Source organism: Acinetobacter sp. G11 (assembly GCF_049808495.1).
In the GTDB taxonomy this organism is placed as follows: Bacteria; Pseudomonadota; Gammaproteobacteria; order Pseudomonadales; family Moraxellaceae; genus Acinetobacter; species Acinetobacter kookii.
On record NZ_JBNCAT010000004.1, the window covers coordinates 39,640 to 65,532 of the forward strand.

Here is a 25,893-nt window from a genome sequence, read left to right on the forward strand (position 1 = left end):
TCGCATGTATTCCTATTCTAAGTAATGATCAATCACAAACATAATATACAAGTACTTAAGTATGCTCCTCTATTTAACATAATGGTCGTTATACGAAACAGATTTGTTAGAAACCATTTAAAGTGTCTGTATTCTCACCAATAAAAATGTCTGGTCTATGATGCGCATCAACATCATGGACTGGATATGAATCGAGATGCTGATCACTGTGGCCCTCATGCATGAAGGACGGAAGATCAACTATAGCGTCTTCAATAAACTGGCTGGACTACAGCAAAATGCAGTGGTTGAGAATAAACGATTAGGCTCGGTTCTGGCCCATATCCAGCAGCAACATGAGGAATTGGAGAAACAGAATAAACGTTCCCGTCTCAAGAAAAGTATGCCGAGTCGTAAAGCTCAGAAAGCCATCATTGAACAAAGGAATTTAAATCCTGTTCTTGACTCTTGTAGTTAAAAACAGGACATTTTAAATGGTTTATCGCATAGACATTTTAATTGGTGAATAACAATATTTTTAAAATATTATTGTTTATCAAAAACTTAAATCCATAAATCCCAAACCCAAGAGATCAAAAAACACACGTTTTAACAACTCGTGTATTTTTTAGCCGGATATGTAATGTTCTGTCAATTAAATTGATCAATAAAAATTCAATTTAACAGTTCTTTGTGAGTTATAAATCCGTTCGGGACAGAAAGAATCCATATATTTTATGCATAAAAATTGGCCGGCTCTGTAAGCTTTGGCGCACATCAATTTAAGGATTTTGCGGATGGGCACAGCCAGATTTTTTTCCTATGATGAATTCATGCAGGAACAGGATGTTCCGGAACATCAAACAACAATAAAACGTTCAGACACCAGGACCGTGAAGCAAGACAGGAGTCATGCTTAACTAACCCATACGAAAAAGCCCGACAGGATGTCGGGCTTTTTTTTATGTCATTTTATTTGGCCATGACTACTGGGCTGCTTTTTCTGAATCAGGTTGTGAACTCACAGGCTGTTGACTCGCAGAAGCAGGGCTAATCGTTTTATTGATTGGCCGGTTATCCATCATGGTACTGATGGGCGATACGCGCCAAATCATGTTGCCGACATCATCGGCGACCAATATTGCTCCCGAACGATCAACCGCCACCCCGACAGGCCGTCCAAATGCATCTCCCTTATTGCTTAAAAAGCCAGTGAGTACATCTTGTGGCTGACCTGAAGGTTGGCCATTTTGAAAGGGCACAAAAATAACCTTATAGCCGCTATGCGGTTTACGGTTCCATGAGCCATGCTGACCAATCAGCGCACCACTGCGATACTGCGGCATCAATTGAGCCGTATAAAATGTCAGGCCTAAGGAAGCCGTATGGTTACCGAGTGCATAATCGGGTTTAATGGCGCGCGCGACCAGCTCGGGGTTTTGAGGTTTCACCCGTGTGTCCACATGTTGCCCATAATAGCTATAGGGCCAGCCATAAAAAGTGCCATCCTGGACTGAGGTCAGGTAATCGGGAACCAGGTCATTGCCAATTTCATCCCGCTCATTCACGACTGTCCAGAGCATGCCACTCTGCGGTTGCCAGTCCATCCCATTCGGGTTGCGTAACCCTGTGGCAAAGGGCCGTGCTTTGCCGCTGGCAATATCAAACTCCATAATCAGTGCGCGGCCAGCTTCCTGGTCCAGGCCATTTTCAGCCACGTTACTGTTTGAACCCACGGTAATATAGAGTTTGCTGCCCGCAGAATTGGCAATGACGTTTTTGGTCCAATGATGATTGAGCGGGCCGCCGGGTAAATCCAGAACTTTGCTGCCGCCTGCGGTAATTTGAGTTGCATTTTTTTGATAAGGAAAGCGCATTAAGGCGTCCGTATTGGCCACGTACAGCGTATTGCCGACCAGCGCCATGCCAAAGGGGGAATTCAGATTTTGCAGGAACACGGTTTTTTGCTCTGCCACCCCATCGCCATTGCTGTCACGCAGCAGGCGAATGCGGTTGGCACTCGGATGCGATGACCCGGCACGCTTCATCAGCAGTTTCATGATTTTGCCCCTAAAACCTTTACTGTCATCCGGTTTGGGCGGTGCATCGGTTTCAGCCACCAGCACATCGCCATTCGGCAACACATACAGCCAGCGTGGATGTTCCAGTTCTTTGGCAAAGGCCTGAACTTTCAAACCTGGAGCCGGGGTGGGCATGGTGCCGGCAGGCCAGCCTTTGGCCGGGGCAATATTGACTGTAGGAAACAGACTGGATTTGGGTTCAGGCAGATGCGGCTGAGGACCATAACTGTCTGTAATGGGAGACCTGGATGGTGAGGCACATCCGGTGAATGCCAATACAATGGCAGCGCCCGCAAGGGACAGTAAAAATTGAGCAGACATCTTTATTTCCAGCTTATTTTTTGCCGCTATCGGCTTACTTTAAAATTTTGTTGAAGCAGCCACCATGCGGTTCTTGTTTTTTCTGGTTGACGATTGGTTATTGCGTTCGGTTTGAGTAAAGCTAGCTCTGCTGCATAATTAAAAAAATCCCCCAAGCCGAGCCTTGAGGGAAAGATGGAGAAGCCATTTGATTATTATGATTTGAGTTCGTGTACGGTCTGTTTGCTTACCGAGATTAAGCAGACTTAGAGGTGAAAACAGCGAGTTGCTGCGCTTCCAGTTCACGAACCAATGGCAACACTTTTTGTCCAAAATATTCAACTTCTTCAATAAAATGTAAGAAGCCGGACAAAATCAGATCCACACCGACTGCTTTCAGTTCAACAATACGTTCCGCAATTTGCTGCGGTGTACCAATTAAATTGGTTTTAAAACCATCGTTGTACTGCACCAGATCTTCAAAGGTCGATTTAGCCCAGTTACCTTCACCCTCGAATGTTGCAGCACCTGCTTCACGGGTGGCATTCCCAAAAAATTTTACGGCCTGCACATTGGCTTTGGCCACAAACCACCGCTGACCTTTGGTACCCAATAAGAAAACAGGATGTTTTTATCTTGTACTGACATTCTGTGTACCCTCAGGATGTAATTGCTTAGCTGCTTTAAGCCACTTGTGGCTTCGGTGCTTTTTTGCTGTGCAGGCGCGCTTCGGCAGCGTCCAGGCTTGGAACAGCAGCAGAAGGAAGCACTTCTTCCTGCTCAATCTGTTTGTTGATGCCGAGGTTCTGGTTGGCTTGCTGAGATTTCTCTTTGACCACTTCAGCGCGTTGACCTTTGGCAGGTGCCCACTCAAGGATTGGTAATGCACGTGCTACAGCGAGTGTAATGCGGTCACGCAGCAGTTCACTGTGAATGGTATATTCAGGGGTAAAGTCACGGTCGGTTGCATAGACGCCAATTGGTAAAGTCTGCGCCTGGAAAAAGCTGAACAATGGACGCAATTGATGTTCCAGCACCAAGGCATGACGTTCACTGCCACCCGATGCAGCAAGCAGTACCGGTACATCGACCAGTGCAGTTTGTTCTACGAAGTCAAAGAAATGTTTGAAAAGTCCGGTGAATGATGCACGGTAAACCGGTGTGCCGACAATCAGGGCATCTGCCGCTTCAACTGCGGCCAGGTCATCCTGTACACGTTGTGGCAACTGGTTACGGTAAATTGCACCGCCCAGTAAAGAGCCGATTTCGCTAAATTTAATAAAGTGCACATGAATTGGCGTTGCTTCACCTAACTCATCAATAATGGCTTGTACCAACGCCTCGGTTTTGGAAGGATTGTTTAAGCCGCCTGATACAGCAACAATATTCAATGGTTTTTGTGCGTTTAAAATAGACATTTTTGAATAACCTAAAGCATAGAATCTCGGAATAGCTTTATTAATCAACAGCCGGGATATTCTGTAAAATAAGCAAATCAATAAAAGTTATCTGATTTTAAGATATAAAATAAAAAGTCACTAAAATGTGCTTTTATGGAACCTAATATTCTGATTTTTATATTTATATTCATTGTTAATAAGTATTTTGAGCTAGCCGATAAAATTTATATCAAAATATGATTAGGTTTGATGATTTTTCGAAAAACCTGAATACAAGCAGTTTTTTCATAAAATAATGCCATATTGGATGAAAAAAGTGATTGTTTGCATATCCTTAATAGTGCTTGTGTGGTTAGAATAGCTCTTAATGTGCACCAGATCTTTCATGCTGCTTATGAATATTTTAATCGTAGATGATCATCCCCTGTTTCGTCATGCCTTGATTCAAGCTGTTCGTTACAGTTTGCCGCAAGCGCAAATTCAGGAAACTGCTGCAGTCAATGAGTTTTATGAGCGCCTGGATAATGGACCGGAACCAGATTTGGTTTTACTGGATCTCAATTTGCCGGGAGCTTCGGGCTTTTCGGCTCTGGTGCATGTCCGTGCCCAATATCCATCCATTCCGATTATTGTGGTGTCTGCGCATGAAGAAGTATCGATTATTCAACGTGCCATAGCCCATGGTGCAATGGGTTATATTCCGAAATCTGCACATCCAAGCCATATTGGTGAGGCAATCCGTCAGGTACTGGAAGGGGAAATCTGGTTACCGCCAAACTTGCCTGCCAACATGAACTTTGACCCGCGTGCAGCGGATGAAACCGCATTGGCAGAACGTATTCAGTCACTTACCCCGCAACAATTCCGCGTATTGATGATGGTGGCGGAAGGTTTGCTGAATAAGCAGATTGCCTATGAGCTGGATGTTTCTGAAGCGACCATTAAGGCACATGTGACGGCCATTTTCCGGAAACTGAATGTGCAAAATCGTACTCAGGCCGTATTGGCCATCAGTGCGCTGAATATCGAAGAAAAGAAAATGTAATCTGCTGCATAGAGCATTGAACAAAAAAAGGCACTTGATAAAAGTGCCTTTTTTTGTTGGAAATGACTTTAAAAAACAAAGCTTTTAATGTCTTGCATTAGGCGACGCAGCTTTGTCTGGGAGTACTGTCTGTGCAAAATAAGGGGTTCAATGCACATTGCAGATCATCAATTTGCTCTTGAGTGACATAGGCTTTCTCTTTCAGATATTCAGCCACACTGTCATCGCGCAAACTCAAGAAGGCAGCATCATATACGCCCAAATCGACAAACAATGCTGCGGTTTCCAGACTGTTAAAGCGGTCTAAATAGACATCGCTGCCATACAGCAGGAAAATATGATCTTCATCGGCATGGGCATTGATGCCTAAATGTTTTGCCAATTCCAGGGGTGGGGTTTTAATAAACAGCAGATCAGAGAGTTCATCAAACTGGGTGGTGTCGAGCAGATCCTGATCGGTTTTGACTTTTCCAAGCCATGCCTTAAACACCAGCACGGCACCACCACGCAATAACATGCTCCAAATCTGGTGACGGACTTTATCCGTTAAGTCTTTAGCTTCAGCGGCTAAAGACTGAATCAGCTTGTCTTCCTGTTCAGCGAGTTTCTCAAATAAACCCAAGCCTTGCGGTTTATAGGCTGCAGGGCTAAAGACGTCAAAATTCAGCTCATCGAATACCTGCAAGGCAAGCGGGACGGCGCTTTGATACAGGGTATTCAGGGCTTGAATATGAGTGTCCTTTAAGTGGCTGGGTCTAAATAGTTCGGTCCATTGAATTTCGGGCAACAGGGCATTGGCCCCATATTGACGGTAAAATTGTTGCGATTGATCTACGCCATAACTTCCGGCTTCAGAAATGTTCATCTTAAACTCCTGTATTTTCTATGATGATCAGTTTCTTGGGCAGCGTTTTGAGGCAGACTGATAGACAGATTAAACTGATCACTTATTGCTCTCATATATGAGCCAGGCTGACCCCAAACGGAATACGACTAAAGTTATATAATGGATTTTTCTTCTAAAAATATTTTTAATAATAATGACTTGAAAAAATTGTAACCAATTATACAAGTGTATATTTAAATTTTGATCATCTTTGCCATAGGAAATGCAAGGTTGAAATTTTTGGTCAATAAAGGAGCGGCTAAATTAAAAAATTTGAGCAGTTTTGCCTAGAATAGAAAATAAATTGCCAGTGAGGTAAAGAGAGGGTGTTTTTATGTAATGAAAACGCCCATTTCACATACATGAAATGGGCGTTTGATCTGCAGTGATTTCTGAATAAGTCGCTTAAGAACCGGAAATTTTTAAGCCCGATAACCAGGAACGCAGTGATGCCGGTTTTAACGGCTTTTTCAGCAGCACAATATTGAGATCTTTCAAATGGTGTGGCAGTTCAGGATCGGAATCTGCGGTAATCAGTGCCACCGGAACCTGTTCCTGACGGTTGGCCAGAATGAAATCCAGACCAATTTTATTGTTGTTCAGGTGCTGATCGACCAGCCAGACCTGAATATTTTCTTGCTGAATGAGTTCTAGTGCCTGTTCAGGTTCAGTGGCTTTAAAGACCTGATAGCCCCATTTGGTCAGTAAGGTGGTCATTCCTTCCAGAATGGTTTCATCATTGTCCAGACATAGAATCTTGTAGGCCTTGCTTTTCAGTGGGGTCGCCTGTACTGGCGCTGCCACCACTTTAGGCGCATCCACAATCGGCACTTCAATCATAAAACACGAGCCCTTGCCATATTCAGAGTAGACATGTACCGGATAGTCCAGCAGGCTGGTCATGCGCTGCACAATGGCCAGGCCGAGTCCAAGACCCTGCTCGCCCCAAGGCGAAGTATGGCCACAGCGTTCAAATTCCTGAAACAGTTTGATGCGCTGTTCTTCGGCAATCCCCGGACCGGTATCCCAGACCCCAATCCGGATATGGCGCGGTTTTTCTGCAGAGCGAAGTACCCCCACCACAACCTTGCCTTTAGCGGTATAGCGTAGGGCATTGCTGACAAAGTTCTGAATGATCCGGCGAATCCACTGTGGATCGGTATCAATCCAGAACTGTGCATCATGCACGCTGAATTTAATGCCACGTTGAGCGGCAATGGATTTAAATTGCAGTTCCAGGTCACTTAACAGGTCATGCAAGGGATAAGGCTGACGTTTCGGCTGGATGGTACCGCCTTCGAGACGGGCAATGTCCAGCAGGGCAGACAGCATGCTTTCTGCACCATGCAAGGCACGGTCCAGCTGTTGCAGGGTCTTGCGGTCTTCATCCGACTGTACGCTTTGTTCTAAAGCGGTACTGAACAGGCGCGCTGCATGCATTGGCTGCAACAGGTCGTGACTGGCCGCTGCAATGAAACGGCTTTTGGACATGTTGGCACGGTCAGCCTGTTCGCGGGCCAGTTGCTGCTCGGAAAGTGCATCGGCCAGCTGTTGGGTACGGTCCTGTACCCGTGCTTCAAGTACCGCCTCATTTTCACGGAAAGCGGTAATGTCGGCGAAGGTGGTGACGAAGCCGCCGCCTTCAATCGGATTGCCGCGCATCTGGATCACTCGGCCATCTTTACGGATTCGTTCAAATTCATGTGCGCTGCCCATGGCCATCCAGTGAATCCGTTTGCGCACGTGTTCTTCGACCGAACCCGGCCCGCATTCACCGCGCTCGGCGTTATAACGGATCAGGTCGGCAATCGGACAGCCAACATAGACAATATCTTTGGGATAATCGAACAGTTTCAGGTATTGATTGTTCCAGGCCACCAGACACATGTTTTCATCGACCACGCTCACCCCCTGGGTCATATGGTCAATCATGGTCATGATCAGGTTCTGGTTAAAACGCTGCCATTGCGAGGCCTGATCCAGAATATTGGCGACCTGACCGAGTGCCAGACCATTATTCACCATGGCGGTGGTGAGCAGGGTACGCGCCGAAGCAGCACCAATGGTTCCGGCCAGATACTGTTCGGTAAAGCGCCACCACATGCCATTGGCATTGCTGTTTTCATTCAGTATGACGTTGTTTTGGGCGCAGAACTGCTGAAAGGCTTGGGTAGCCGGTCCTTCACCGGTAATCCGTTTGGCCAGGGTAATTAAATCGCCAACTTTCAGACGGGCCACATCCTGGTGAGAATAATTGATTTCACTCGAGGCATTGTGGGTCGGCAAAGGTTTGGTTTCATAATAGAAAAAACTTTCCGCCTGAATTTGCTCGGCAATACTGGGACGGAAAATTCGCGACACCCAGATATACAGCAAAATATTGAGACCCAATGCCCAGGTCACGCCATGGGTGAGGGGAGCAAAAGACTGAAAACCAAACAGCGCTTCGGGGCGTAACCAGTCTATGCCTAAAGGCCCTGCAAGCAGGAACTGCTGGCTAAAATAGCTGTATTCAGCAGGCAGGCTGCGCAGTACGGTAGGCAACAGCAAGGTATAGGCCCACATCACGAAACCGGCAATCAGACCTGCATATACGCCCTGTTTACTGCCACCACGCCAATACAGGCCACCAATCAATGCTGGAGCAAACTGGGCCACGGCACTGAAGGCCAGCAAGCCAAATACTGAAAGCTGGTCAATGTCATTAAAGAAATGGAAAAACAGGAAACCCAGCAACATGACCGCTAAAATGCACACCCGACGGGTAAATTTCAGCACCAGAGGCAGACGCTTGTCATGACGTGAAAGTATGCCGGTACGCCATAAGGCAGGCATAATCAGGTCATTACTGAGCATAATCGACAAGGCCACGGAAGAGACCAGCAGCATGCCCGTAGAAGCGGAAAACCCCCCCAGGAAAGCCAGAAGTGTCAGCCACTCCTGATCATAACTGAGCGGCAAGGACAGTACGGCGACATCGGGAATTGCAAGAAAATGCGGGGCAGCATGCAACGCCCAGCTGGCAATCGGAATAATTGCCAGTGTGGTCAGAATCAGGTAAGTGGCAAACCAGCGACGTGCACCCCGAATATGTTTTTCATCCCGCAGTTCAACCACCGCGACATGGAATTGTCGTGGTAAGCAGATAATCGCCAAGGCTGCGAGCAAGGTTTGCACCCAGAAGGTTTCGGGAACACCAAACAGCTGAACCTGTTTAAAGGTTTCTACCACATCCGTGGAAATTTGCCCCAAATTTTCGGGTGCATCAAAGACAAAGAACAGGGCCACGCACAGCAGGGCAAACAGTTTGACAAACGACTCAAATGCCACGGCCAGCATTAAACCGCCATGCTGTTCGGTATTGGCAATTTGCCGGGTACCAAACAGCATGGCCAGAATGGCTAAAATTCCAGTCAAGAAAAGCACACTATTGGTGGTGCCCTGAATCCCGCTATTTTCTTGCAGAATCACCGATGCACTCAAGGCAATGGCTCTGAGCTGCAAGGCTAAATAGGGAATAATCGCGATGACTGCCAGAATGGTGACCAGGGATGCCAAAGGGCCGCTTTTACCATAACGTGCAGCCACAAAGTCTGCAATAGATGAAATGGCATGATGCTGGCGCACACGGCCTAAACGGCGCCAGATATCATAACCGACACCGACAAAAATCAGGGGACCCAAGTAAATTGGCAGAAAGATAATGCCTTCACGAACCGCAGCCCCGGTTGCACCGTAGAATGTCCAGGATGAGCAATATACCCCTAAGGTTAGACTAAAGAGTAACATGCGACCACGAGTACTTAGGCGACTCGCATGTTTTTCACCAAAAAATGCACAGATAAAGAGTAACGCGATATAAAGGGCGAGTACCCCGATAATGAGCCAGCTATTCATATTGCCTACAGCATAAATTTATGTCGTAATAATACCCTATCTAATAATCTCGCCGCTTTAATTGATCAAAATTTAACACCAAAGTAGTAATTACAAGAACCTAATAAGATTGTTAAGTTAGACAACGAAATAATTCGAATTAAAAAAAACACCTATGGCTGGGTGCACACAGGAGCATGATTATGGATGAGGCACATGTAGAACGTATTCTACAGAATCCCAAATTTAAAGAAATGGTCAGCAGAAAAAGCAGATTAAGTTGGACACTAACAATCATCATGTTGATTGTTTATGTAGGCTTCATGCTTTTAGTTGGTTATAACAAAGAATTCTTAATGAGTTCGGTTAGCGGCGGCGTTACCACTATAGGTATGCCACTCGGCTTGAGCATTATTGTATTGTCTTTCATTCTATGTGGTGTTTATTCGTATATTGCAAACAATAAACTGGATGCATTAAATGAAGAAGCGATGCGAGAAGTTGAAGCAATTGCGAATGAGAAAGGACAGTAATCAGATGAAATGGAATTCATTGAAAGCGCAAGCACTCGCTGCTTCTACGCTACTGATGTCAGGTATGGCAATGGCAGGTCCGGATTTGGGTGCAGCTGAACAGCAAGCAACCAACTGGCATGCGATTATTATGTTCGCGATTTTCGTGGGCTTCACCTTGCTGATTACCAAATGGGCAGCAAGACAAACCACCAGTACTGCAGATTTCTATACTGCAGGTGGTGGTATCTCAGGTTTCCAGAATGGTCTGGCGATTGCCGGTGACTATATGTCAGCAGCATCATTCCTGGGTATTTCCGCAATGGTATTCAGCTCAGGTTTTGACGGTTTGCTTTACTCACTCGGTTTCATGGTGGGCTGGCCAATCGTATTGTTCCTGGTTGCAGAGCGTTTACGTAACCTGGGTAAATTCAACTTGTCTGACGTGGTTTCGTTCCGTCTGGAAGAAAAACCGGTACGTACTCTGGCAGCTCTTAGCTCTTTGGTTGTTGTTGCCTTTTATCTGATTGCTCAGATGGTAGGTGCTGGTCAGCTGATCAAATTACTATTCGGTCTGAACTACAACATTGCTGTCGTGATTGTGGGCCTTTTGATGATGGCTTACGTAATCTTCGGTGGGATGCTGGCAACGACTTGGGTACAGATCATCAAAGCGGTGATGTTACTTTCAGGTGCAACTTTCATGGCTTTCATGGTAATGAAAGGCGTGGGCTTCAGCTTCACCAACATGTTTGAACAATCAATCCAGGTGTTCTCTAAAGTACATGAAATAAGCCTTGCGGAAGCAGGCAATATCATGGGCCCAGGTAAACTGGCTGCTAACCCGATTGATGCAATTTCACTTGGTCTTGCATTAATGTTTGGTACAGCAGGTCTACCACATATCCTGATGCGTTTCTTTACCGTAAAAGATGCGAAAGAAGCACGTAAATCAGTGGTTGTGGCTACAGGTTTCATCGGTTACTTCTATCTTTTAACTTTCATCATCGGTTTCGGTGCGATCCTTTACGTATCAAACAACCCGCAATTCATTGATGTAGCGAAAATGGCTGTAACTGGCAAGTTGGAGCTTGTTGGCGGTAACAACATGGCTGCAGTTCACTTGTCTGATGCTGTTGGCGGTGACTTGTTCATGGGCTTCATTTCAGCGGTAGCATTCGCAACGATTCTTGCGGTTGTGGCTGGTTTGACCCTGTCTGGTGCTTCAGCAATTTCACATGACTTGTATGCAAACGTATTCAAGAAAGGCCAAACGACTCCTGAATCTGAACTGCGCATGTCTAAAATTGCAACTTTAGGTCTTGCGATCTTTGCGATGATTTTGGGTATCCTGTTCGAGAAACAAAACGTTGCCTTCATGGTGGGGCTGGCATTCTCGGTAGCGGCATGTGCCAACTTCCCGGTACTGGTACTGTCAATGTTCTGGAAAGGTTTGACCACTCGTGGTGCGGTAATTGGTGGTGTTGTAGGTCTTGTTGCTGCAGTGACTCTAATCATCTTGTCTAAAGCGGTTTGGGTAGATACGTTCGGTATTTCTGAGACACCAGTCAACCCATTCAATGGCCCAGCAATCTTTGCAATGCCATTATCGTTCCTGTGCTGCTGGTTATTCTCTGTGACTGACAGCTCGGCTCGTGCGCATGCAGAACGCAAAGCTTTCGATGCTCAGTATGTACGTTCACAAACAGGTATCGGTATCTCTGGTGCATCAGATCACTAAGATAGCGTTACTTTAAAAAAGCCCCGTCAGGGGCTTTTTTTATATCAGCGCAAATAACACATCGCCTGATTGTAATATGCCTGTTCAAATGGATATCGCTGTTTAAATTCCCTTTCGGCAGATCATAAGAGTGACTGCATCCACCTTGAACGGATCAAAATAACGGTTTTTTTTTCAATCTTTTTCATACAAATATTTCGCTTGTCGCTTCAGCATTCATGCTAAGTTGATTAAAAGGAACATAAAAATTGAGACATAAAAAAGCGATCTTCTGGAGCAGAAAATGCAGGCAATTATTGATGTGTGGAAGGTATTTCGCGTATTGCCTTCAGCTTGGCTACTTTTATTACAATTTATTATTTTGATCCTGTCCGTTGCAGTCAATTACAGCATGCCTTACCGTACGCTCACCTGGCTATTGGGGGTGCTGGTTTTACTGGTCATTGCCAAAGTGATAAAACAAACCCCAATGTTTACCATTTTGGGCTTAAGTTTCGTGAGTGGCGCCGTGATTTTTTCTTCCCTGATGTTATTAGGCATAGAAAATCTCTGGATACAGGTTATCGCCCATGGCTTTGAAGCAGCCGCTTATTTTAGCGCGGCTTATGGCCTGTTGCGTTATATGTTTGAAGACCGCTATTTAACCCGAGATGAACTGTTTGCTGCGGGTGCGGTATTTACCCTGTTGGCCTGGGGATTTGCATTTTTGTATAACGTCTGCCAGCTGCTGGCGCCGGGAAGTTTCCTGAATCCCAATGTTGCAGGTTTACAAAGCTGGCTTGATTTATTGTTTCTGAGCTTTAGTTTACAGTCCGCAACCGGCTTATCGGATTTAATGCCCATAAGTGCCCCTGCACGGGTACTGGCACTATTGCAAATGTTTTCTGGGGTGATGTATCTGGCCCTCATTGTGTCACGCTTGATTGCCTTGCAATATATTGCCCATTTACCCAAGCATCCTACAGATAAAGACCAATAAAAAAGGACGCTTTAAGCGTCCTTTTTTACTCTTTTTCTAATTCAAAATTAGAAACGGAATTTAGCGTTAACGCCTACAGTTTCTGTATCGTATACAGAACCTTTTTCAGCATTCGCATTTACGTAAGAAGCACCAACTGCAACAGCAGGAGTGATGAAGTAATTTACGTTCGCACCCCAAGCTTTGTCTGGTGAACCAGCGAAGCTAGATTCAGCGTAAGAAGCGCCAACGCTTAACTTAGGCGTAACGAAAAGAGTTGTACCTAGGTTATAAGCAGTGTCTTCACCATAAACTAAACCTGACTCAAAACCGATTGACATGTTCGTACCGTCAATTGCACCTACGTATTTAGTACGTGCAGTGATTGCATCTTGGTCTCGACCAATTGTCTCAGATTCTAAACCAGCTTTAGCAACGCCATTAGTAAGGATGTTGAAAGCATCTAAAGAATATTGGTTTGCAACGCTGGTATAACCCACAGCCACCAAGAAGTTGTCAATTGGAAGAATACCAACTTCTAAAGCATAACGGTCGCCGTGATCGTCGGCATTTCCATCTTTGTTGTCAGTAATGGTGTTGCTATAAGCAGCGCTAGCGTATACAGGAACAACTTTAGTTGGAATATACGCTTCAGCTTTGGCACCAATAGTGTGAGAAGTGAAATCAGCATTTTCTGCATCTACATCGTATTCACCGTAGTTATAAGCTACAGACACGTTAGACGCTTGGTTTAAAAACGCTGCTTCAGCCAATGGACCTTTAGAAGAATCAACATTTTTAAGGTAATAAGTACCTTGTACAGCACCAGTAAAGTTTTTGTCATTTACTGTGTTGTCGATGTACTCAGATTGACCTTGTACTTCTACTTGATACGCTTGAGCACCGGTCATGGCTAATAATAAAGCAGTGGCTAAACCGAGTTTTTTCATAGTAATTTCCAGTTCTATTTTCTATTGCAGATGGATTAAACTATGTTCATTGTATTGTAACAAAACATTAAGTCAATGAACTAAAAAGACATTATTTTGTTGTTTTTTTGTTATGAGTAGCATACGTGGTTAAAAAAAGTACAAATGATCTATGCTATGTCAACTTTGAAAATTGTATTTTAGAACAAATGAATAAGCCAGGTTTTATAACTTATCTGCTTGGGAATAAACAGAAATTAATGGATAATTATAATGTTAAATTGAATTAATTTTAAGAATTAATTGTAAAATTCAATTGAAATATATTTTGTTACGTGAGCTATGCCTCATCTTGGAAATGTTTGTTCGATTTTCGCAATGAAACTTTCAAAACTGATAATTTTTGGTTGAAAAATAGACACATTATTTCTTGTTTTGTGATGTATTTAACATAAATGAAGGGAATTTTAGTTTATTTAATACCTTACTACTTTAATAGGCTTTACTTATTTGGTAATTTTTACCATAATGTATCTATCAATTCATACTACATTGAAATAATGTGATGATGATCTGATTCTCCATAAGCAAGTTTTTGTTTTATATGCCCAACTTTCCCCAAGGTTGGGCTTTTTTTTATTTAAATCAAACAATTTCATTGAGTTTAAAAGAAAATAAATAGCAGAATAGAAACCAAGACTGCTGAAGTTAAAGCTTATTTTTTTTCATGATTAAATAATTTATTTTTTTAGTCATCTATTAATTGATAAAGCACCAATATAGTGCAATAAAATATAATATTTTTAACCTGTTTATTAAGTTCTAAGCATAAAAAACCCCAATTTTCAAAGAAAACTGGGGTTTTTCGCCAAAATCTTCGGAAAAATTAAATAATCTGCTGAGGAATATATTTAATTTGCCCTAATGCAGTGCATTATGCACTTATTTGTAGCACGTGTAAATGTTTTCTTACAACTGTCGTAGAAAATTTTTTAAATCTTTATAATTTATAAAAAAATTTAGAAAAATAAATAGTTTATATTCTCAATATTGGCAGCAGAAAGCCGAGGTTTAATTTGGACTGTGTGCTGACTTCAGGGTAATTCAATCATTTCCAAACTCTCCAATTACATAGTGAAAAGCGATCCGATGCTGTAAGCAAAAAAACAGGCAAATACGGAGATAAATTCGGTTAAAACGATAGCCCGAGGAGCTGTGCTTTAAAGCTTTAGTCAAGAAATACAGGATTTTTAATTTTTATTTGAAAAAAGATTATAAGTGATTGATAAAATAGAAATGTTTAAAAATTTTGATTAAATTTTAACTCTTTTTAAATTAAAATCATGTAATATATATAATTGTATTTGCATATGATTATCAAACATGATTGATCAGCCGTGTTGTATGGAGCGTATTTGATTCATGCATAAATTACGCTCGGAACATATCAGCCAGCGACTGTTCTGGTCAATGATCATTATCATCCTGTCTTTACTATTTTTGTCTGTTCCTTTAATTGTCAGTAGTTATCAAAGCTATCAAAAAGCGGATCGAGCTTTAACTGAAATTTCTGCGCTTCGTGCAGTTGCCGATTTAGCCAATAAAATTTCCCGGGAACGGGCACCTGCGAATAAGGTCATGTCGAGTAATGCCGATGAATTCGCAGCAAATCTAAAAGAATTAAAAGCTTACCGTAAAGAAGTGGACCTGCAGATTGAACAGACACGCGTAATTTTAGCTGCAGCGGGCTTTACTGGTCAGGCTCAGGCATTATCTTCCCAGTTAAAAGCCGCTCTGGCCCAAGGTCGCAATGCGGTCGATGCTTATGGTGCCTTGCCTCGATCTGAACGGCGTGCATGGCAGCTGGATCAGGCGATTCAGCACATGTTTAAGGCGTGGGACAGCTGTAAGGGAATTATAGAAAATGTATTGGTACATTCTGAAGCTAAAGGGACTTCAGTTTCAGACTATTATACGCTGATTTTAATTTTGGCTGATTTGCGTGATCAGGCGGGTCGAACTGCATCGAATATTATGGCAGCAGTGACTTTTAATGAAAAAATCCCTGAAGATAACTTGGCGCGGTCGTTACAGACGCAACATCAGGCCTATTATTTATGGGCTTTAGTGAATACCATACAGCCCGAACAGGATAAAACCCCCGAATATCTGGCTTTACATCAGCAAGTAAAAACACAATTTTTAGACCAAGGCATTCCAATCGTTGCTCGCTTGATGAATGAAAGTATACACAATCAGGCATATTCATTGACCGGTACGCAACTCACCGAGGCAATGGTTGATAAGTTTGTAACAGTGGTCGATCTGCAAAGCTATATTCTGGATTACAGTGTTACGGTGGCTCAAAGCCAGAAAAAACAAGCCCAGCAAAAATTGATTTTAACTTTATTAGTGGCGCTGATTTGCCTAGTAACGGTTATTTTTACCATGATCCATGCGCGCAATCATGTTTTTATACCTTTAATTAAAGCCAGAAATACCATTCTTCGGCTGGCCCAGCATCAGGTTATAAAGACCGAACGGGAACCATTATCTGCTGCAGAGCCAGTCACCTTATTAAATGCCCTTAAAGAATTAAAGCGCGTGTTACAGCAGCGTGATGCACTGGAATTTCAGCTCAGAAATATTGCCAATACGGATAATTTGACGGGTGTATCTAACCGTTTGGCTTTAGATGAATATATTCGTTATCTGGAGAATAAGCCGAATCAATTGAAACAAACCGGCCTAATCATTTTTGATGTAGATGACTTTAAGCATGTGAATGATACTTTTGGGCATATTGTGGGTGACGAGGTGATTAAGCTGATTGCAGAAAAATTGCAATTTAATGTCAGAACTTCGGATTTAATTGTACGTTATGGTGGTGATGAATTTTTGGTGTTAATTGAGCAAACTACTTTTGAGGAGGCTTGGGGTGTTGCAAATAAAATTCTTAAAGAGATTGGTGGTTCTGAACTGTATATTGCTGAACTGAACCAGAATATTCATGTTTCTGTCAGTGCTGGAGTAGCGGTAGGGGCGGCATCGTGGATGGCATTACTGGAAAAAGCCGACAAGTCTTTGTTTCAGGCCAAAGAAAATGGGAAGAATAAAGTGGCGGGGTGATCTATTGGCATTAATTATTCATAGTCACCCGTGCATCTATTAAAGTCTATCGAAAACAGAACCCATATTCGGTGTAAATAATTTGTGATAAAGGCGTGAAGCATAAGCATCAGTCATACCTGAAATATAATCACAAATGACACGGTTTTTATTTTCAGCTTTTTTATATTGTTCCAGTGTAGATTGAGGTAATAAATTATTTGGATTATTAGATAAAACTTCAAATAATTCGACCACAATCTGCTGACCTTTATAATCTAAAATTTGTATTTCGGGTTGCCGGATTACATTATTTATTACAAAGTCTTTAATTACCTCAAGGGCTTCTGTATTTTCTTCATCTTCTAGAACTACGTTATAGTCTAATAATTCATGTTCAAAAATATTCTGTTTATAAATATATACTTTTTTTAGAAAATAACGGATCAATTTACTGATAGCATGTTTTCGTTCTTTATTGGAGCTTCCGAATAATAATTTCGTAATGTTTTCTAAATCATTATTAAGTTCTACCTTAATATTTTCAATTTTTTTAACTACTTGATCACGCCATTGCTTTTCTGTAATAAGCTTTAATGCAACAGCATCTTCTAGGTCATGGATACCGTAAGATATATCATCAGCTAATTCCATTATTGAGGAATCAAAAGATGTATATTTGGGTTTTGTGCGTTTTTCAGTATTGATTGTCATAAACTTTTTTAGATCATTAGAACTAAAAATATTGGATACCCATGTTGTAAAAAGATCAGCTTCAGTATCAAGAATACATTTCGGTGGTTGATAATCTTTAAGTTGTAAAGGAAGTACTAGATTTTTAGTCAACTCTTTAGAGGGATAATTAATCTTAAACTTTGAAAAAGGAACAGGATATTTAATCAATCCTAGGAGAGTTCTTCTTGTTAAATTCATTCCATTTTCAGGTGTATATTCAGCCAATTTAGAGACAATTCTTAACGTTTGTCCATTTCCTTCAAAGCCTCCGTCATTCACCATGCAATAATTAAGGGCTACTTCGCCACCATGACCAAAAGCAGGATGCCCTATATCATGAGCTAGGCAGATACTTTCAATTGCATTTTGAGAAGGTATTAAATCTAATAGTAATGGATCATTTTTGTATCTAGCTTTCAAACTTTCTGTTATTCCAAATCCTAATTGAGCGACTTCCATTGAATGAGTAAGTCGAGTTCGATAAAAGTCACTATCTCCAATACCTAGAATTTGAGTTTTCGCTTGGAGTCGTCGAAATGAAGCTGAATGTATAATCCGCGCACGGTCAATTTGATAAGGAGTATCATTTGAAATGGAATTCCAATCTTCATCTTTAGATACGTCTGGATTAACTCTTTCACTTAATAAATTATGATCTAACACTATTAGCCCTAAATAAAAAACGGTGAATGAATCACCGTTTTATCATGCACTTAACTAAATGTGAAGATTATTTAAGCAGTGGCTTCAAGAACTTCGCTGTATGTGAAACTTTAGATTTCACCACCTGTTCAGGCGTACCTTCGGCAATAATCATACCGCCACCGGCACCGCCTTCAGGACCCAGGTCAATCACCCAGTCGGCGGTTTTAATCACATCCAGATTATGCTCAATCACTACAATGGTATTTCCCTTATTGCGTAGCTCATGCAGAATGTCGAGCAGCTTGGCAATATCGTGGAAATGCAGACCGGTAGTCGGTTCATCAAGTACATACAGCGTTTTACCGGTATCGCGTTTGGCCAGTTCTCGTGCCAGTTTGACCCGCTGTGCTTCACCACCGGAAAGCGTGGTTGCAGACTGACCCAGTCGGATATAGCCCAGACCCACCTGATTCAAGGTTTCTAGACGGCGGTGAATGACCGGAATGGCATCAAAGAAATGCATGGCATCTTCAACCGTCATTTCCAGTACGTCGGAAATGTTTTTACCCTTATAGCCGACTTCCAAAGTTTCACGATTATAGCGTTTGCCATGACAGGCATCGCAAGGCACATACATATCCGGCAGGAAGTGCATGGCGACTTTAATCATGCCGTCCCCCTCACAGGCTTCACAGCGACCGCCTTTCACGTTAAACGAGAAACGACCTGCGGCATAACCACGCGCCTTGGCTTCTGGCGTTTGTGCAAATAACTCACGAATCGGGGTGAACAAGCCAGTATAAGTCGCCGGGTTAGAACGTGGGGTACGTCCAATCGGACTCTGGTCAATATCCACGACTTTATCCAGAAATTGCAGACCATCAATCGAGTCAAACTTTTCAGCCGTTAAAGTCGTTGCACCGTTCAATTGTGTTGCGGCCAGCGGTAACAGGGTACGGTTAATCAAGGTCGATTTGCCCGAACCTGAAACTCCAGTCACGCAGGTCATCACGCCTAAGGGAATAGTCAGGTCGACATTTTTCAAGTTATGGCCGGCAGCGCCCATCAGCTTGATTTGCTCTTCCGGTTTTGGCGGCTGAGTTCGAACTTTCGGAACTTCAATTTTCAACTTGCCTGAAAGATATTTTCCGGTCAGCGAGTCTTCATGGGCTGCCAGTTCTTCATAGGTTCCTTCGGCAATGATATGACCACCATGTACGCCTGCACCCGGACCAATATCAATAATATGGTCGGCGGCACGAATCGCATCTTCATCATGCTCGACCACCAGCACGGTATTGCCAAGATCACGCAGGCGAACCAGGGTTTCCAGCAGGCGGTCATTATCACGTTGATGCAAACCGATAGATGGTTCATCCAGTACGTACATCACCCCCATCAGGCCGGCACCAATTTGTGATGCCAGACGGATACGCTGTGCTTCACCGCCAGACAGGGTTTCGGCAGAACGGGACAGGCTGAGATAATTTAAGCCAACAGACACCAGGAAGTGCAGACGTTCACGGATTTCCTTGAAAATCTTGTCGGCAATTTCACCTTTGGCCCCTTCAAGATTTAAATCCTGATAATAGCTTTCGGCATCGCCAATCGACATCTTGGTGATCTCGGCAATGGTTTTGTCTTTGACCCGGACATTGCGGGAAATTTCATTCAGACGTGAACCGCCACAGGCATCACAAGCGGCATTGGAAAGGTACTGGGCTAAATCATCACGCACATAGTTCGATTCCGTTTCACGGTAACGACGTTCCAGATGCGGCAAGATGCCTTCAAAAGGCATGACACGATTGTGTTTGCGCCCGCGCTCATCAATATAGCTTAAATCGATTTTTTCCTTGCCGGTCCCGTACAGGAATTTCTTTTTGGTCTCGGCATCCAGCTCGTTCCACGGCGTATCCAGGGAAAAGCCAAAATGCTCTGCGACTTTTTCAATCATGCTGTAGTAATAAGGACGCTGTCTGTCCCAACCGCGAATTGCACCCTGGCTAATCGAAACTTCAGTATTGGGAATCAGCTTTTCTGCACTGAAATGGCTGCGGGTTCCCAGACCATCACAGACCGGGCAGGCGCCAAAGGGATTGTTGAATGAAAACAGGCGTGGTTCCAGTTCGGCAACCGCACGGTCGCATTCCGGGCAGGAGTGCTTGGCAGAGAAAACCCGTTCTGGTTGTTCGCCTTTCATCCAGGCCAGAATGGCAATATCGCCGCCTAAACGCAGCGCAGTTTCGAAGGATTCGGCAATCCGGTTACCCAAGTCATCACGGACTTTAAAGCGGTCAACCACCACTTCAATGGTGTGCTTTTTCTTTTTGTCCAGTTCGGGTGGGGTGTCAATTTCAACAATCTCACCATCCACACGGGCACGGACAAAGCCCTGACTTTGCAGCTGTTCAAACAGATTGCTGTATTCACCTTTGCGTTCACGTACTACGGGTGCAAGCAGCATCAAGGCTGTGCCTTCTTCCAGACTTTTAACCGCATCGACCATTTCCGATACGGTCTGCGCCACCATCGGCAAGTCATGTTCAGGACAATATGGTGTTCCTACACGGGCATATAAAAGACGCAAATAGTCGTAAATTTCCGTGATTGTTCCCACAGTTGAACGCGGGTTATGGCTGGTCGATTTCTGCTCGATGGCAATCGCGGGACTTAAACCTTCAATCGAGTCAACTTCCGGTTTTTCCATTTGCGACAGGAACTGGCGTGCATAGGCAGACAGGGATTCCACATAACGGCGCTGACCTTCGGCATATAAGGTATCAAAGGCGAGGGATGATTTACCTGAACCCGAAAGCCCCGTAATCACCACAAACTTGTCGCGTGGAATATCGAGTGACACATTTTTTAAGTTATGGGTACGTGCACCTCGAATACGGATATGACTTTGGCTCATGCAATGATCCTAGAAAATTCATCAAAAACCTATATATGATAGCGCATGAAAAATGTTCAAGCTTTATTTAATAAAAATAAAACGTCAGTCTGTGTCGGGCTGCTCAAGGATTTAAATCAAATACGTAGAAATGGCATTTCGCTGTACCTATAAGTCATACATTTAGATATTGAAATTCTGTATTTCGACCGATTCACCGTTAAAATGCAAAATATCGTCTGAAAAATAAAAAACGGAAATCTCATGATTATTACAAAAGTTCTGATTGCCCTGATCGCGCTGTTACATCTCTATATTTTAATTTTAGAAATGTTCTTGTGGGATAAGCCTTTAGGTATGAAAGCCTTTGGCAATACTGTGGAAAAGGCAAAACTGACCAAAGTGCTGGCGCAAAATCAGGGACTTTATAATGGTTTCTTAGCTGCAGGTCTGATTTGGTCATTATTTGCCCCTGCAAGCTATACGGCTGCACTGGCGAATTTCTTCTTGGGCTGTGTGTTGGTTGCAGGCATTTATGGGGGGATTACCGCAAGCAAAAAGATTATTTATATTCAGGCATTGCCTGCACTGCTGGCCTTGATTGTGCTGAATTTAGTTTAAGTAAACGATATTTCGCGGCGTAAACTATACGATTCAATCAATTGATCAGTTCGGATGAGGCGGGATGCTGGCTTTATTTTTGAAATGTATTTTAGGGGCAACGGTTGTGCTGCTGATTTCCCTCCTTTCCAAAAGTAAGGCGTTTTATATTGCCGGTCTGGTGCCGTTATTTCCGACTTTTGCCTTAATTGCCCATGTAATTGTGTCACAGCAGCAAGGTGCAGCAGCTTTGCAGAAAACGGCATTGTTTGGTTTATGGTCTTTAATTCCCTATGCCATCTATTTGTTGATGGTTTATGTGTTGGCAAGCAAAATGTCGATGTGGTCTTGTTTGGGCGTGGCAACGCTTTGCTGGGTTGTGGCTGCGGCAGGATTGATTTATGGCTGGCAGATGTTTCAGCAGTAATGATTTAGTAAAAACTAAAGTATTAAAAATATTTGCTATCGTGGTAGAGTCATTCGCAACTGTTCGAGGCATGAGGTGTATACACCACAAGATTTAATAAGTAATGTTTTTATAATGAATTGGATAAAAACCGAATGTTGCCGAGTTTTGCAGATAGCAATGGTTTTGCCTACTTTTCCCCAAAGAAAAGTAGGTCGAACCGAAGGTTGATATTGAAAATTAATTTAGAGTGATAAGACTCCGCCAAAAAGAAACAGGCATTCTTGATTAATTATCCAAGCCCAACCATTGGCGTTGATCATAGGCACTATCCCAGAACAGCCATTCCAGTTTAGCCGCCGTGGTATAGGCATGATGCATTTTCTCTAAAGTATCGGCATCACAGCGCGCAGCTACGCTATCAATAGTCGCAATCACGTTACGAACCGCCTGATTAAATTCTTCACCTGAATAGGTGTCAATCCAGGCCTGATAAGGATTATTCGGAACTGAATGGGCAACAATGGTGTTACCCACTTCAGCATAAATCCAGAAACACGGCAGTAATGAAGCCAGTACCACCGGATAACTTTCTGACCAGGCCGTGGCGGTTAAAAATGAAGTGTAATGATGACAAGCCAGAGTCAGCGGCGTGGTTCTAAATTCTTCTTGGCTAATGTCAAATTCCTGCATAAAGTCAGCATGCAGGCTGCGTTCTACCACAATGGCAATCCTGGCGGCATCTGAAAACTGCATGACATCCTCTGCTGTAAATGCTTTTGCAGCACATACCGCCAGTGCACGGCCATAGGTCAGTAAATAATGCGCATCCTGAATTACATAATGGCTAAATACATCTTTATTTAATGTGCCTTGTGCTAGTTCCTGATTAAATGGCAGGGCTAAAGTTTTTTCATATAAAGCCAAGTTGCGTTGCCATACCTCTTGAGAAAAGCTCATGTCATCATCCTGTCGATATTAAAAGAAGAATTTACAGAAAGAGGGACTATAACAAGAGTTTTCAACCCAAGATATGCAGCAGAAAAAATAGTGGATTTGTACTCAAAAAAATTCATACGAAGAACTTTGGATAAATATCAAAAAGCCGTCATAATTGTGCGCATAAAATCTTAAGCGCTCTTTTTAAGTTTTACTGAATTCACCCGATATAAATATTTGTCTATAGGTCGATCTATCATGATGAAACATTTTGGTTTCTCAATCATTTTTACGATCGTGTGTCTGGCTATATCTGCATACTGGGGCTTTACGCATGGCCCGGAAGCAGGTTTAAAGACCATGTTCACGGCATTGACCATTACTGCCATTCTGGCGGTGATGGAAGTGTCGCTTTCTTTCGATAATGCGGTGGTAAACGCCTCTGTGCTCAGAGGCTGGGATCATTTCTGGAAAATGATTTTCTTAACCGTCGGTATCATTATTGCTGTATTTGGTATGCGTCTGGTGTTCCCAATCGTGATTGTTGCCGTGACTGCCGACATGGGCATGATGGAAGTGGTCAAGATGGCCCTGAATGATCCGATTAATTATTCTGAAAAGCTGATGGCCCATCATGCGGAAATTGCAGCCTTTGGTGGCTCATTCCTGTTGCTGGTGTTCCTGAACTTCTTCCTGGATAGTGAAAAAGATACCCACTGGTTCAAATGGCTGGAAGCACGTTTGTCCAATCTGGCTAACGTACCGGCAATGTCTGTATTCCTTGCCCTGATTGGCTTGCTGATCATGGCAGCCAATGTGGATGAGGCGGTGCGTCTGGTGGTCACCATGGCGGGGATCTGGGGCATTGTGGTCTATGTTGGGGTTCAGGTACTGAGCCACTTGTTAGGCGGTGAACCTGAAATTGATGAAGATGGCAATGCTGTGGCGCATGATGCCAGTGGAGCCTCTACAGGCGTGATTAAAGCCGGCTTGGGCGGTTTTATTTACCTGGAAGTGCTGGATGCGTCGTTCAGTTTTGATGGGGTGATTGGTGCTTTTGCCATTACTTCGGATGTGGTGATTATTATGCTCGGTCTGGCGATTGGTGCCATGTTCGTGCGTTCGATGACCATTTATCTGGTGGAAAAAGGTACTCTGGATGCCTATATCTATCTTGAACACGGTGCGCATTATGCCATTGGCGCCTTAGCCTTCATTATGCTGGCCAGCGGTACTGGTGTGCATGTGCCGGAAGTGGTTACCGGTTTAATTGGGGTAGCGTTTATTGTCTGGGCAGTCATTGCATCCATTCAATATAGCAAACGTCAAGAACGAATCCGTTAATGGTTTTTTAAGAAAACCGAGTACAATAGGGGCGCATGAAAATGCGCCCTTTTTTGTGGTGGTTCATTCCTGAAAAATCAGCATTTGTAAGATGAATGTTGTAGGATAATCCATTGAAATAAAACTTATAGACCTAAGCCAATTGATATGATGAATGCTTTAGAACGCCGTTCAACCTTTGCCTTAAGCAGTATTTTTGCACTGCGTATGTTGGGCCTGTTCATGATTATTCCTGTATTTTCTATAGCAGGACAGTCATATCAAGGGGCAACCCCTGCACTGATTGGATTAGCCGTCGGGGTCTATGGTTTAACCCAGGCCATTTTACAGATTCCTTTTAGCTTGCTAGCCGACCGCTTTAGCCGTAAACCTTTGATCATTCTGGGCTTGTTGCTATTTGCTCTTGGTGGTGCGGTTGCGGCAATGTCCGAGACCATTTATGGCGTCATCATTGGCCGTGCCATTGCTGGTGGGGGTGCAGTTTCAGCGGTGGTGATGGCACTTTTGGCCGATGTCACCCGTGAAGAACAGCGCAGCAAGGCCATGGCTGTGATGGGCATGAGCATTGGCGTATCCTTTATGGTGGCCTTCAGTCTGGGACCTTGGCTGACCAGTCTGGTCGGTATTTCGGGACTGTTCTGGGTGACGACCATTATGGGTTTGGCTGCCATATCGATGCTGTTATTTGTCCCTAAAGTGACCCGTCATCATAAAAATTACCAGCAAGGCTATGTAGCACAGCTAAAGCAGGTGTTGAAAATGGGCGATTTAAACCGTCTGCATGTTTCAATTTTTGCCTTGCATCTGTTGTTGACCGCGATGTTTGTATATATGCCATCGCAACTGATTCAGTTTGCCAGCATTCCCTTATCCAGTCATGGTCTGGTGTATCTGCCACTGCTCATTATTAGCCTGTTTTTTGCCTTTCCGAGCATTATTCTGGCGGAAAAATATCGCAAAATGCGTGGTATTTTCCTGACCGCAATTGCTGGAATTGTACTGGGTCTGCTGGTGCTGATTTTTGGTTATGAATCCAAATATGTTTTATTGGCAGGTTTGGGATTATTCTTTATTGCCTTTAACGTCATGGAGGCCTTGTTGCCTTCATGGTTATCCAAATCTGCACCGATTCAGTCTAAAGCCACGGCTATGGGCATCAATTCCAGTAGCCAGTTTTTAGGGGCATTTTTTGGGGGCATGATTGGCGGTCAACTCTTGTTACTAAATAATACCTCGATGGGTTGGGGCATCCTGGCGGCGATCGCGGTGCTCTGGTTATTGATCAGCTTTAGCTTGGCCCAGCCGCGCTATCTTTCCTCACTGGTATTGGCCTTGCCCGAGACAAAACAAACGGATGAGTGGACTTCTCAACTTTTGGCGATTCGTGGTATTGAAGAGGTTGTGGTGATGTCCGACCAGCAATTTGCTTATGTTAAAATTGATAAACAGCTGATAGATGAAGCTGCGCGACAAGATTTAACGCAGTTGTTGGGTAAAGAGGTAGCCATTTAAG

17 protein-coding genes and 2 pseudogenes are annotated in these 25,893 nt (G+C 43.5%); 10 read left to right on the forward strand and 9 right to left on the reverse strand.

The window, feature by feature from the left end; genetic code table 11:
• Positions 1 to 205 precede the first annotated feature (205 nt).
• A pseudogene (locus tag ACPUEY_RS02705) lies at positions 206 to 457 on the forward strand (ISNCY family transposase); the annotation flags it as partial.
• Between the two features lie 508 nt (positions 458 to 965).
• Here ACPUEY_RS02705 and ACPUEY_RS02710 read toward each other — a convergent pair.
• The 3 genes and pseudogenes from ACPUEY_RS02710 to msuE all read right to left on the reverse strand — a co-directional run bounded on the left by ACPUEY_RS02710 (position 966) and on the right by msuE (position 3,778).
• Positions 966 to 2,381, reverse strand: coding sequence for a PQQ-dependent sugar dehydrogenase (locus ACPUEY_RS02710; protein WP_425121058.1), 1,416 nt, complete (start codon positions 2,379 to 2,381; stop codon positions 966 to 968).
• Positions 2,382 to 2,616: 235 nt separating this feature from the next.
• Positions 2,617 to 2,946, reverse strand: a pseudogene (locus ACPUEY_RS02715) (dimethylsulfone monooxygenase SfnG); the annotation flags it as partial.
• Between the two features lie 97 nt (positions 2,947 to 3,043).
• The gene (gene msuE / locus ACPUEY_RS02720; RefSeq protein WP_092820474.1) at positions 3,044 to 3,778 is read right to left on the reverse strand and encodes an FMN reductase; all 735 of its coding nucleotides are present in this window, start codon (positions 3,776 to 3,778) and stop codon (positions 3,044 to 3,046) included.
• 376 nt (positions 3,779 to 4,154) lie between these two features.
• On the opposite strand from msuE, the gene ACPUEY_RS02725 reads away from it, so the two are divergent.
• A complete protein-coding gene (locus ACPUEY_RS02725) occupies positions 4,155 to 4,805 on the forward strand; it encodes a response regulator (RefSeq protein ID WP_086196617.1) in 651 nt (216 codons plus the stop codon).
• Between the two features lie 97 nt (positions 4,806 to 4,902).
• On the opposite strand, the gene ACPUEY_RS02730 is transcribed toward ACPUEY_RS02725, so the two are convergent.
• Positions 4,903 to 5,670 carry a hypothetical protein gene (locus ACPUEY_RS02730; protein ID WP_092820472.1) on the reverse strand — a complete coding sequence of 256 codons (768 nt, stop codon included), beginning with the start codon at positions 5,668 to 5,670 and terminating at the stop codon, positions 4,903 to 4,905.
• A 426-nt stretch (positions 5,671 to 6,096) separates the two neighbouring features.
• On the reverse strand, positions 6,097 to 9,588 hold the full coding sequence (locus ACPUEY_RS02735) for a hybrid sensor histidine kinase/response regulator (protein ID WP_131274171.1): 3,492 nt from the start codon (positions 9,586 to 9,588) through the stop codon (positions 6,097 to 6,099).
• Positions 9,589 to 9,770: 182 nt separating this feature from the next.
• Between ACPUEY_RS02735 and ACPUEY_RS02740 the strand changes: the two genes are divergently transcribed.
• The 3 genes from ACPUEY_RS02740 to ACPUEY_RS02750 all read left to right on the forward strand — a co-directional run bounded on the left by ACPUEY_RS02740 (position 9,771) and on the right by ACPUEY_RS02750 (position 12,799).
• Entirely contained in the window at positions 9,771 to 10,100 is a 330-nt protein-coding gene (locus ACPUEY_RS02740) for a DUF485 domain-containing protein (RefSeq protein WP_131274170.1), read from the forward strand.
• Positions 10,101 to 10,104: 4 nt separating this feature from the next.
• Positions 10,105 to 11,820, forward strand: a complete 1,716-nt coding sequence (locus tag ACPUEY_RS02745; RefSeq protein ID WP_092820468.1) for a cation acetate symporter — start codon at positions 10,105 to 10,107, stop codon at positions 11,818 to 11,820.
• A 283-nt stretch (positions 11,821 to 12,103) separates the two neighbouring features.
• Entirely contained in the window at positions 12,104 to 12,799 is a 696-nt protein-coding gene (locus tag ACPUEY_RS02750) for an ion channel (RefSeq protein ID WP_425121059.1), read from the forward strand.
• 47 nt (positions 12,800 to 12,846) lie between these two features.
• Here ACPUEY_RS02750 and omp33-36 read toward each other — a convergent pair whose 3' ends face one another.
• The gene (omp33-36, locus tag ACPUEY_RS02755) at positions 12,847 to 13,728 is read right to left on the reverse strand and encodes a porin Omp33-36 (RefSeq protein WP_425121060.1); all 882 of its coding nucleotides are present in this window, start codon (positions 13,726 to 13,728) and stop codon (positions 12,847 to 12,849) included.
• Between the two features lie 1,401 nt (positions 13,729 to 15,129).
• Here omp33-36 and ACPUEY_RS02760 point away from each other — a divergent pair.
• Positions 15,130 to 16,836: a GGDEF domain-containing protein gene (locus ACPUEY_RS02760; RefSeq protein ID WP_425121061.1), complete on the forward strand. Its 1,707-nt coding sequence runs from the start codon at positions 15,130 to 15,132 to the stop codon at positions 16,834 to 16,836.
• A gap of 39 nt (positions 16,837 to 16,875) precedes the next feature.
• Here the strand turns inward: ACPUEY_RS02760 and ACPUEY_RS02765 are convergent, their stop codons facing one another.
• A complete protein-coding gene (locus ACPUEY_RS02765) occupies positions 16,876 to 18,213 on the reverse strand; it encodes an anti-phage deoxyguanosine triphosphatase (protein ID WP_425121062.1) in 1,338 nt (445 codons plus the stop codon).
• 67 nt (positions 18,214 to 18,280) lie between these two features.
• A complete protein-coding gene (uvrA, locus tag ACPUEY_RS02770) occupies positions 18,281 to 21,112 on the reverse strand; it encodes an excinuclease ABC subunit UvrA (protein WP_425121063.1) in 2,832 nt (943 codons plus the stop codon).
• 243 nt (positions 21,113 to 21,355) lie between these two features.
• On the opposite strand from uvrA, the gene ACPUEY_RS02775 reads away from it, so the two are divergent.
• Entirely contained in the window at positions 21,356 to 21,712 is a 357-nt protein-coding gene (locus tag ACPUEY_RS02775; protein ID WP_409976748.1) for a DUF1304 domain-containing protein, read from the forward strand.
• 64 nt (positions 21,713 to 21,776) lie between these two features.
• A complete protein-coding gene (locus ACPUEY_RS02780) occupies positions 21,777 to 22,118 on the forward strand; it encodes a GlpM family protein (RefSeq protein WP_131272708.1) in 342 nt (113 codons plus the stop codon).
• Between the two features lie 267 nt (positions 22,119 to 22,385).
• Here ACPUEY_RS02780 and tenA read toward each other — a convergent pair whose 3' ends face one another.
• Positions 22,386 to 23,057: a thiaminase II gene (tenA, locus tag ACPUEY_RS02785; protein WP_425121064.1), complete on the reverse strand. Its 672-nt coding sequence runs from the start codon at positions 23,055 to 23,057 to the stop codon at positions 22,386 to 22,388.
• A 237-nt stretch (positions 23,058 to 23,294) separates the two neighbouring features.
• On the opposite strand from tenA, the gene ACPUEY_RS02790 reads away from it, so the two are divergent.
• Both ACPUEY_RS02790 and ACPUEY_RS02795 read left to right on the forward strand, forming a co-directional pair.
• Positions 23,295 to 24,380 (forward strand): DUF475 domain-containing protein, encoded by a 1,086-nt coding sequence (locus ACPUEY_RS02790; protein ID WP_131272707.1) that lies wholly within the window; start codon positions 23,295 to 23,297, stop codon positions 24,378 to 24,380.
• A gap of 147 nt (positions 24,381 to 24,527) precedes the next feature.
• Positions 24,528 to 25,892: an MFS transporter gene (locus tag ACPUEY_RS02795; protein WP_425121065.1), complete on the forward strand. Its 1,365-nt coding sequence runs from the start codon at positions 24,528 to 24,530 to the stop codon at positions 25,890 to 25,892.
• Position 25,893: the final 1 nt, after the last annotated feature.

What these genes read in the sequence shown, in the direction of transcription:
- ACPUEY_RS02725 (WP_086196617.1), top strand. Translation starts at nt 4,155, where the DNA reads ATGAATATTTTAATCGTAGATGATCATCCCCTGTTTCGTCATGCCTTG.
- ACPUEY_RS02775 (WP_409976748.1), top strand. Translation starts at nt 21,356, where the DNA reads ATGATTATTACAAAAGTTCTGATTGCCCTGATCGCGCTGTTACATCTC.
- ACPUEY_RS02740 (WP_131274170.1), top strand. Translation starts at nt 9,771, where the DNA reads ATGGATGAGGCACATGTAGAACGTATTCTACAGAATCCCAAATTTAAA.
- ACPUEY_RS02760 (WP_425121061.1), top strand. Translation starts at nt 15,130, where the DNA reads ATGCATAAATTACGCTCGGAACATATCAGCCAGCGACTGTTCTGGTCA.
- tenA (WP_425121064.1), bottom strand. Translation starts at nt 23,057, where the DNA reads ATGAGCTTTTCTCAAGAGGTATGGCAACGCAACTTGGCTTTATATGAA.
- ACPUEY_RS02710 (WP_425121058.1), bottom strand. Translation starts at nt 2,381, where the DNA reads ATGTCTGCTCAATTTTTACTGTCCCTTGCGGGCGCTGCCATTGTATTG.
- ACPUEY_RS02735 (WP_131274171.1), bottom strand. Translation starts at nt 9,588, where the DNA reads ATGAATAGCTGGCTCATTATCGGGGTACTCGCCCTTTATATCGCGTTA.
- ACPUEY_RS02780 (WP_131272708.1), top strand. Translation starts at nt 21,777, where the DNA reads ATGCTGGCTTTATTTTTGAAATGTATTTTAGGGGCAACGGTTGTGCTG.
- ACPUEY_RS02790 (WP_131272707.1), top strand. Translation starts at nt 23,295, where the DNA reads ATGATGAAACATTTTGGTTTCTCAATCATTTTTACGATCGTGTGTCTG.
- ACPUEY_RS02750 (WP_425121059.1), top strand. Translation starts at nt 12,104, where the DNA reads ATGCAGGCAATTATTGATGTGTGGAAGGTATTTCGCGTATTGCCTTCA.
- msuE (WP_092820474.1), bottom strand. Translation starts at nt 3,778, where the DNA reads ATGTCTATTTTAAACGCACAAAAACCATTGAATATTGTTGCTGTATCA.
- ACPUEY_RS02745 (WP_092820468.1), top strand. Translation starts at nt 10,105, where the DNA reads ATGAAATGGAATTCATTGAAAGCGCAAGCACTCGCTGCTTCTACGCTA.
- ACPUEY_RS02795 (WP_425121065.1), top strand. Translation starts at nt 24,528, where the DNA reads ATGATGAATGCTTTAGAACGCCGTTCAACCTTTGCCTTAAGCAGTATT.
- ACPUEY_RS02730 (WP_092820472.1), bottom strand. Translation starts at nt 5,670, where the DNA reads ATGAACATTTCTGAAGCCGGAAGTTATGGCGTAGATCAATCGCAACAA.
- omp33-36 (WP_425121060.1), bottom strand. Translation starts at nt 13,728, where the DNA reads ATGAAAAAACTCGGTTTAGCCACTGCTTTATTATTAGCCATGACCGGT.
- uvrA (WP_425121063.1), bottom strand. Translation starts at nt 21,112, where the DNA reads ATGAGCCAAAGTCATATCCGTATTCGAGGTGCACGTACCCATAACTTA.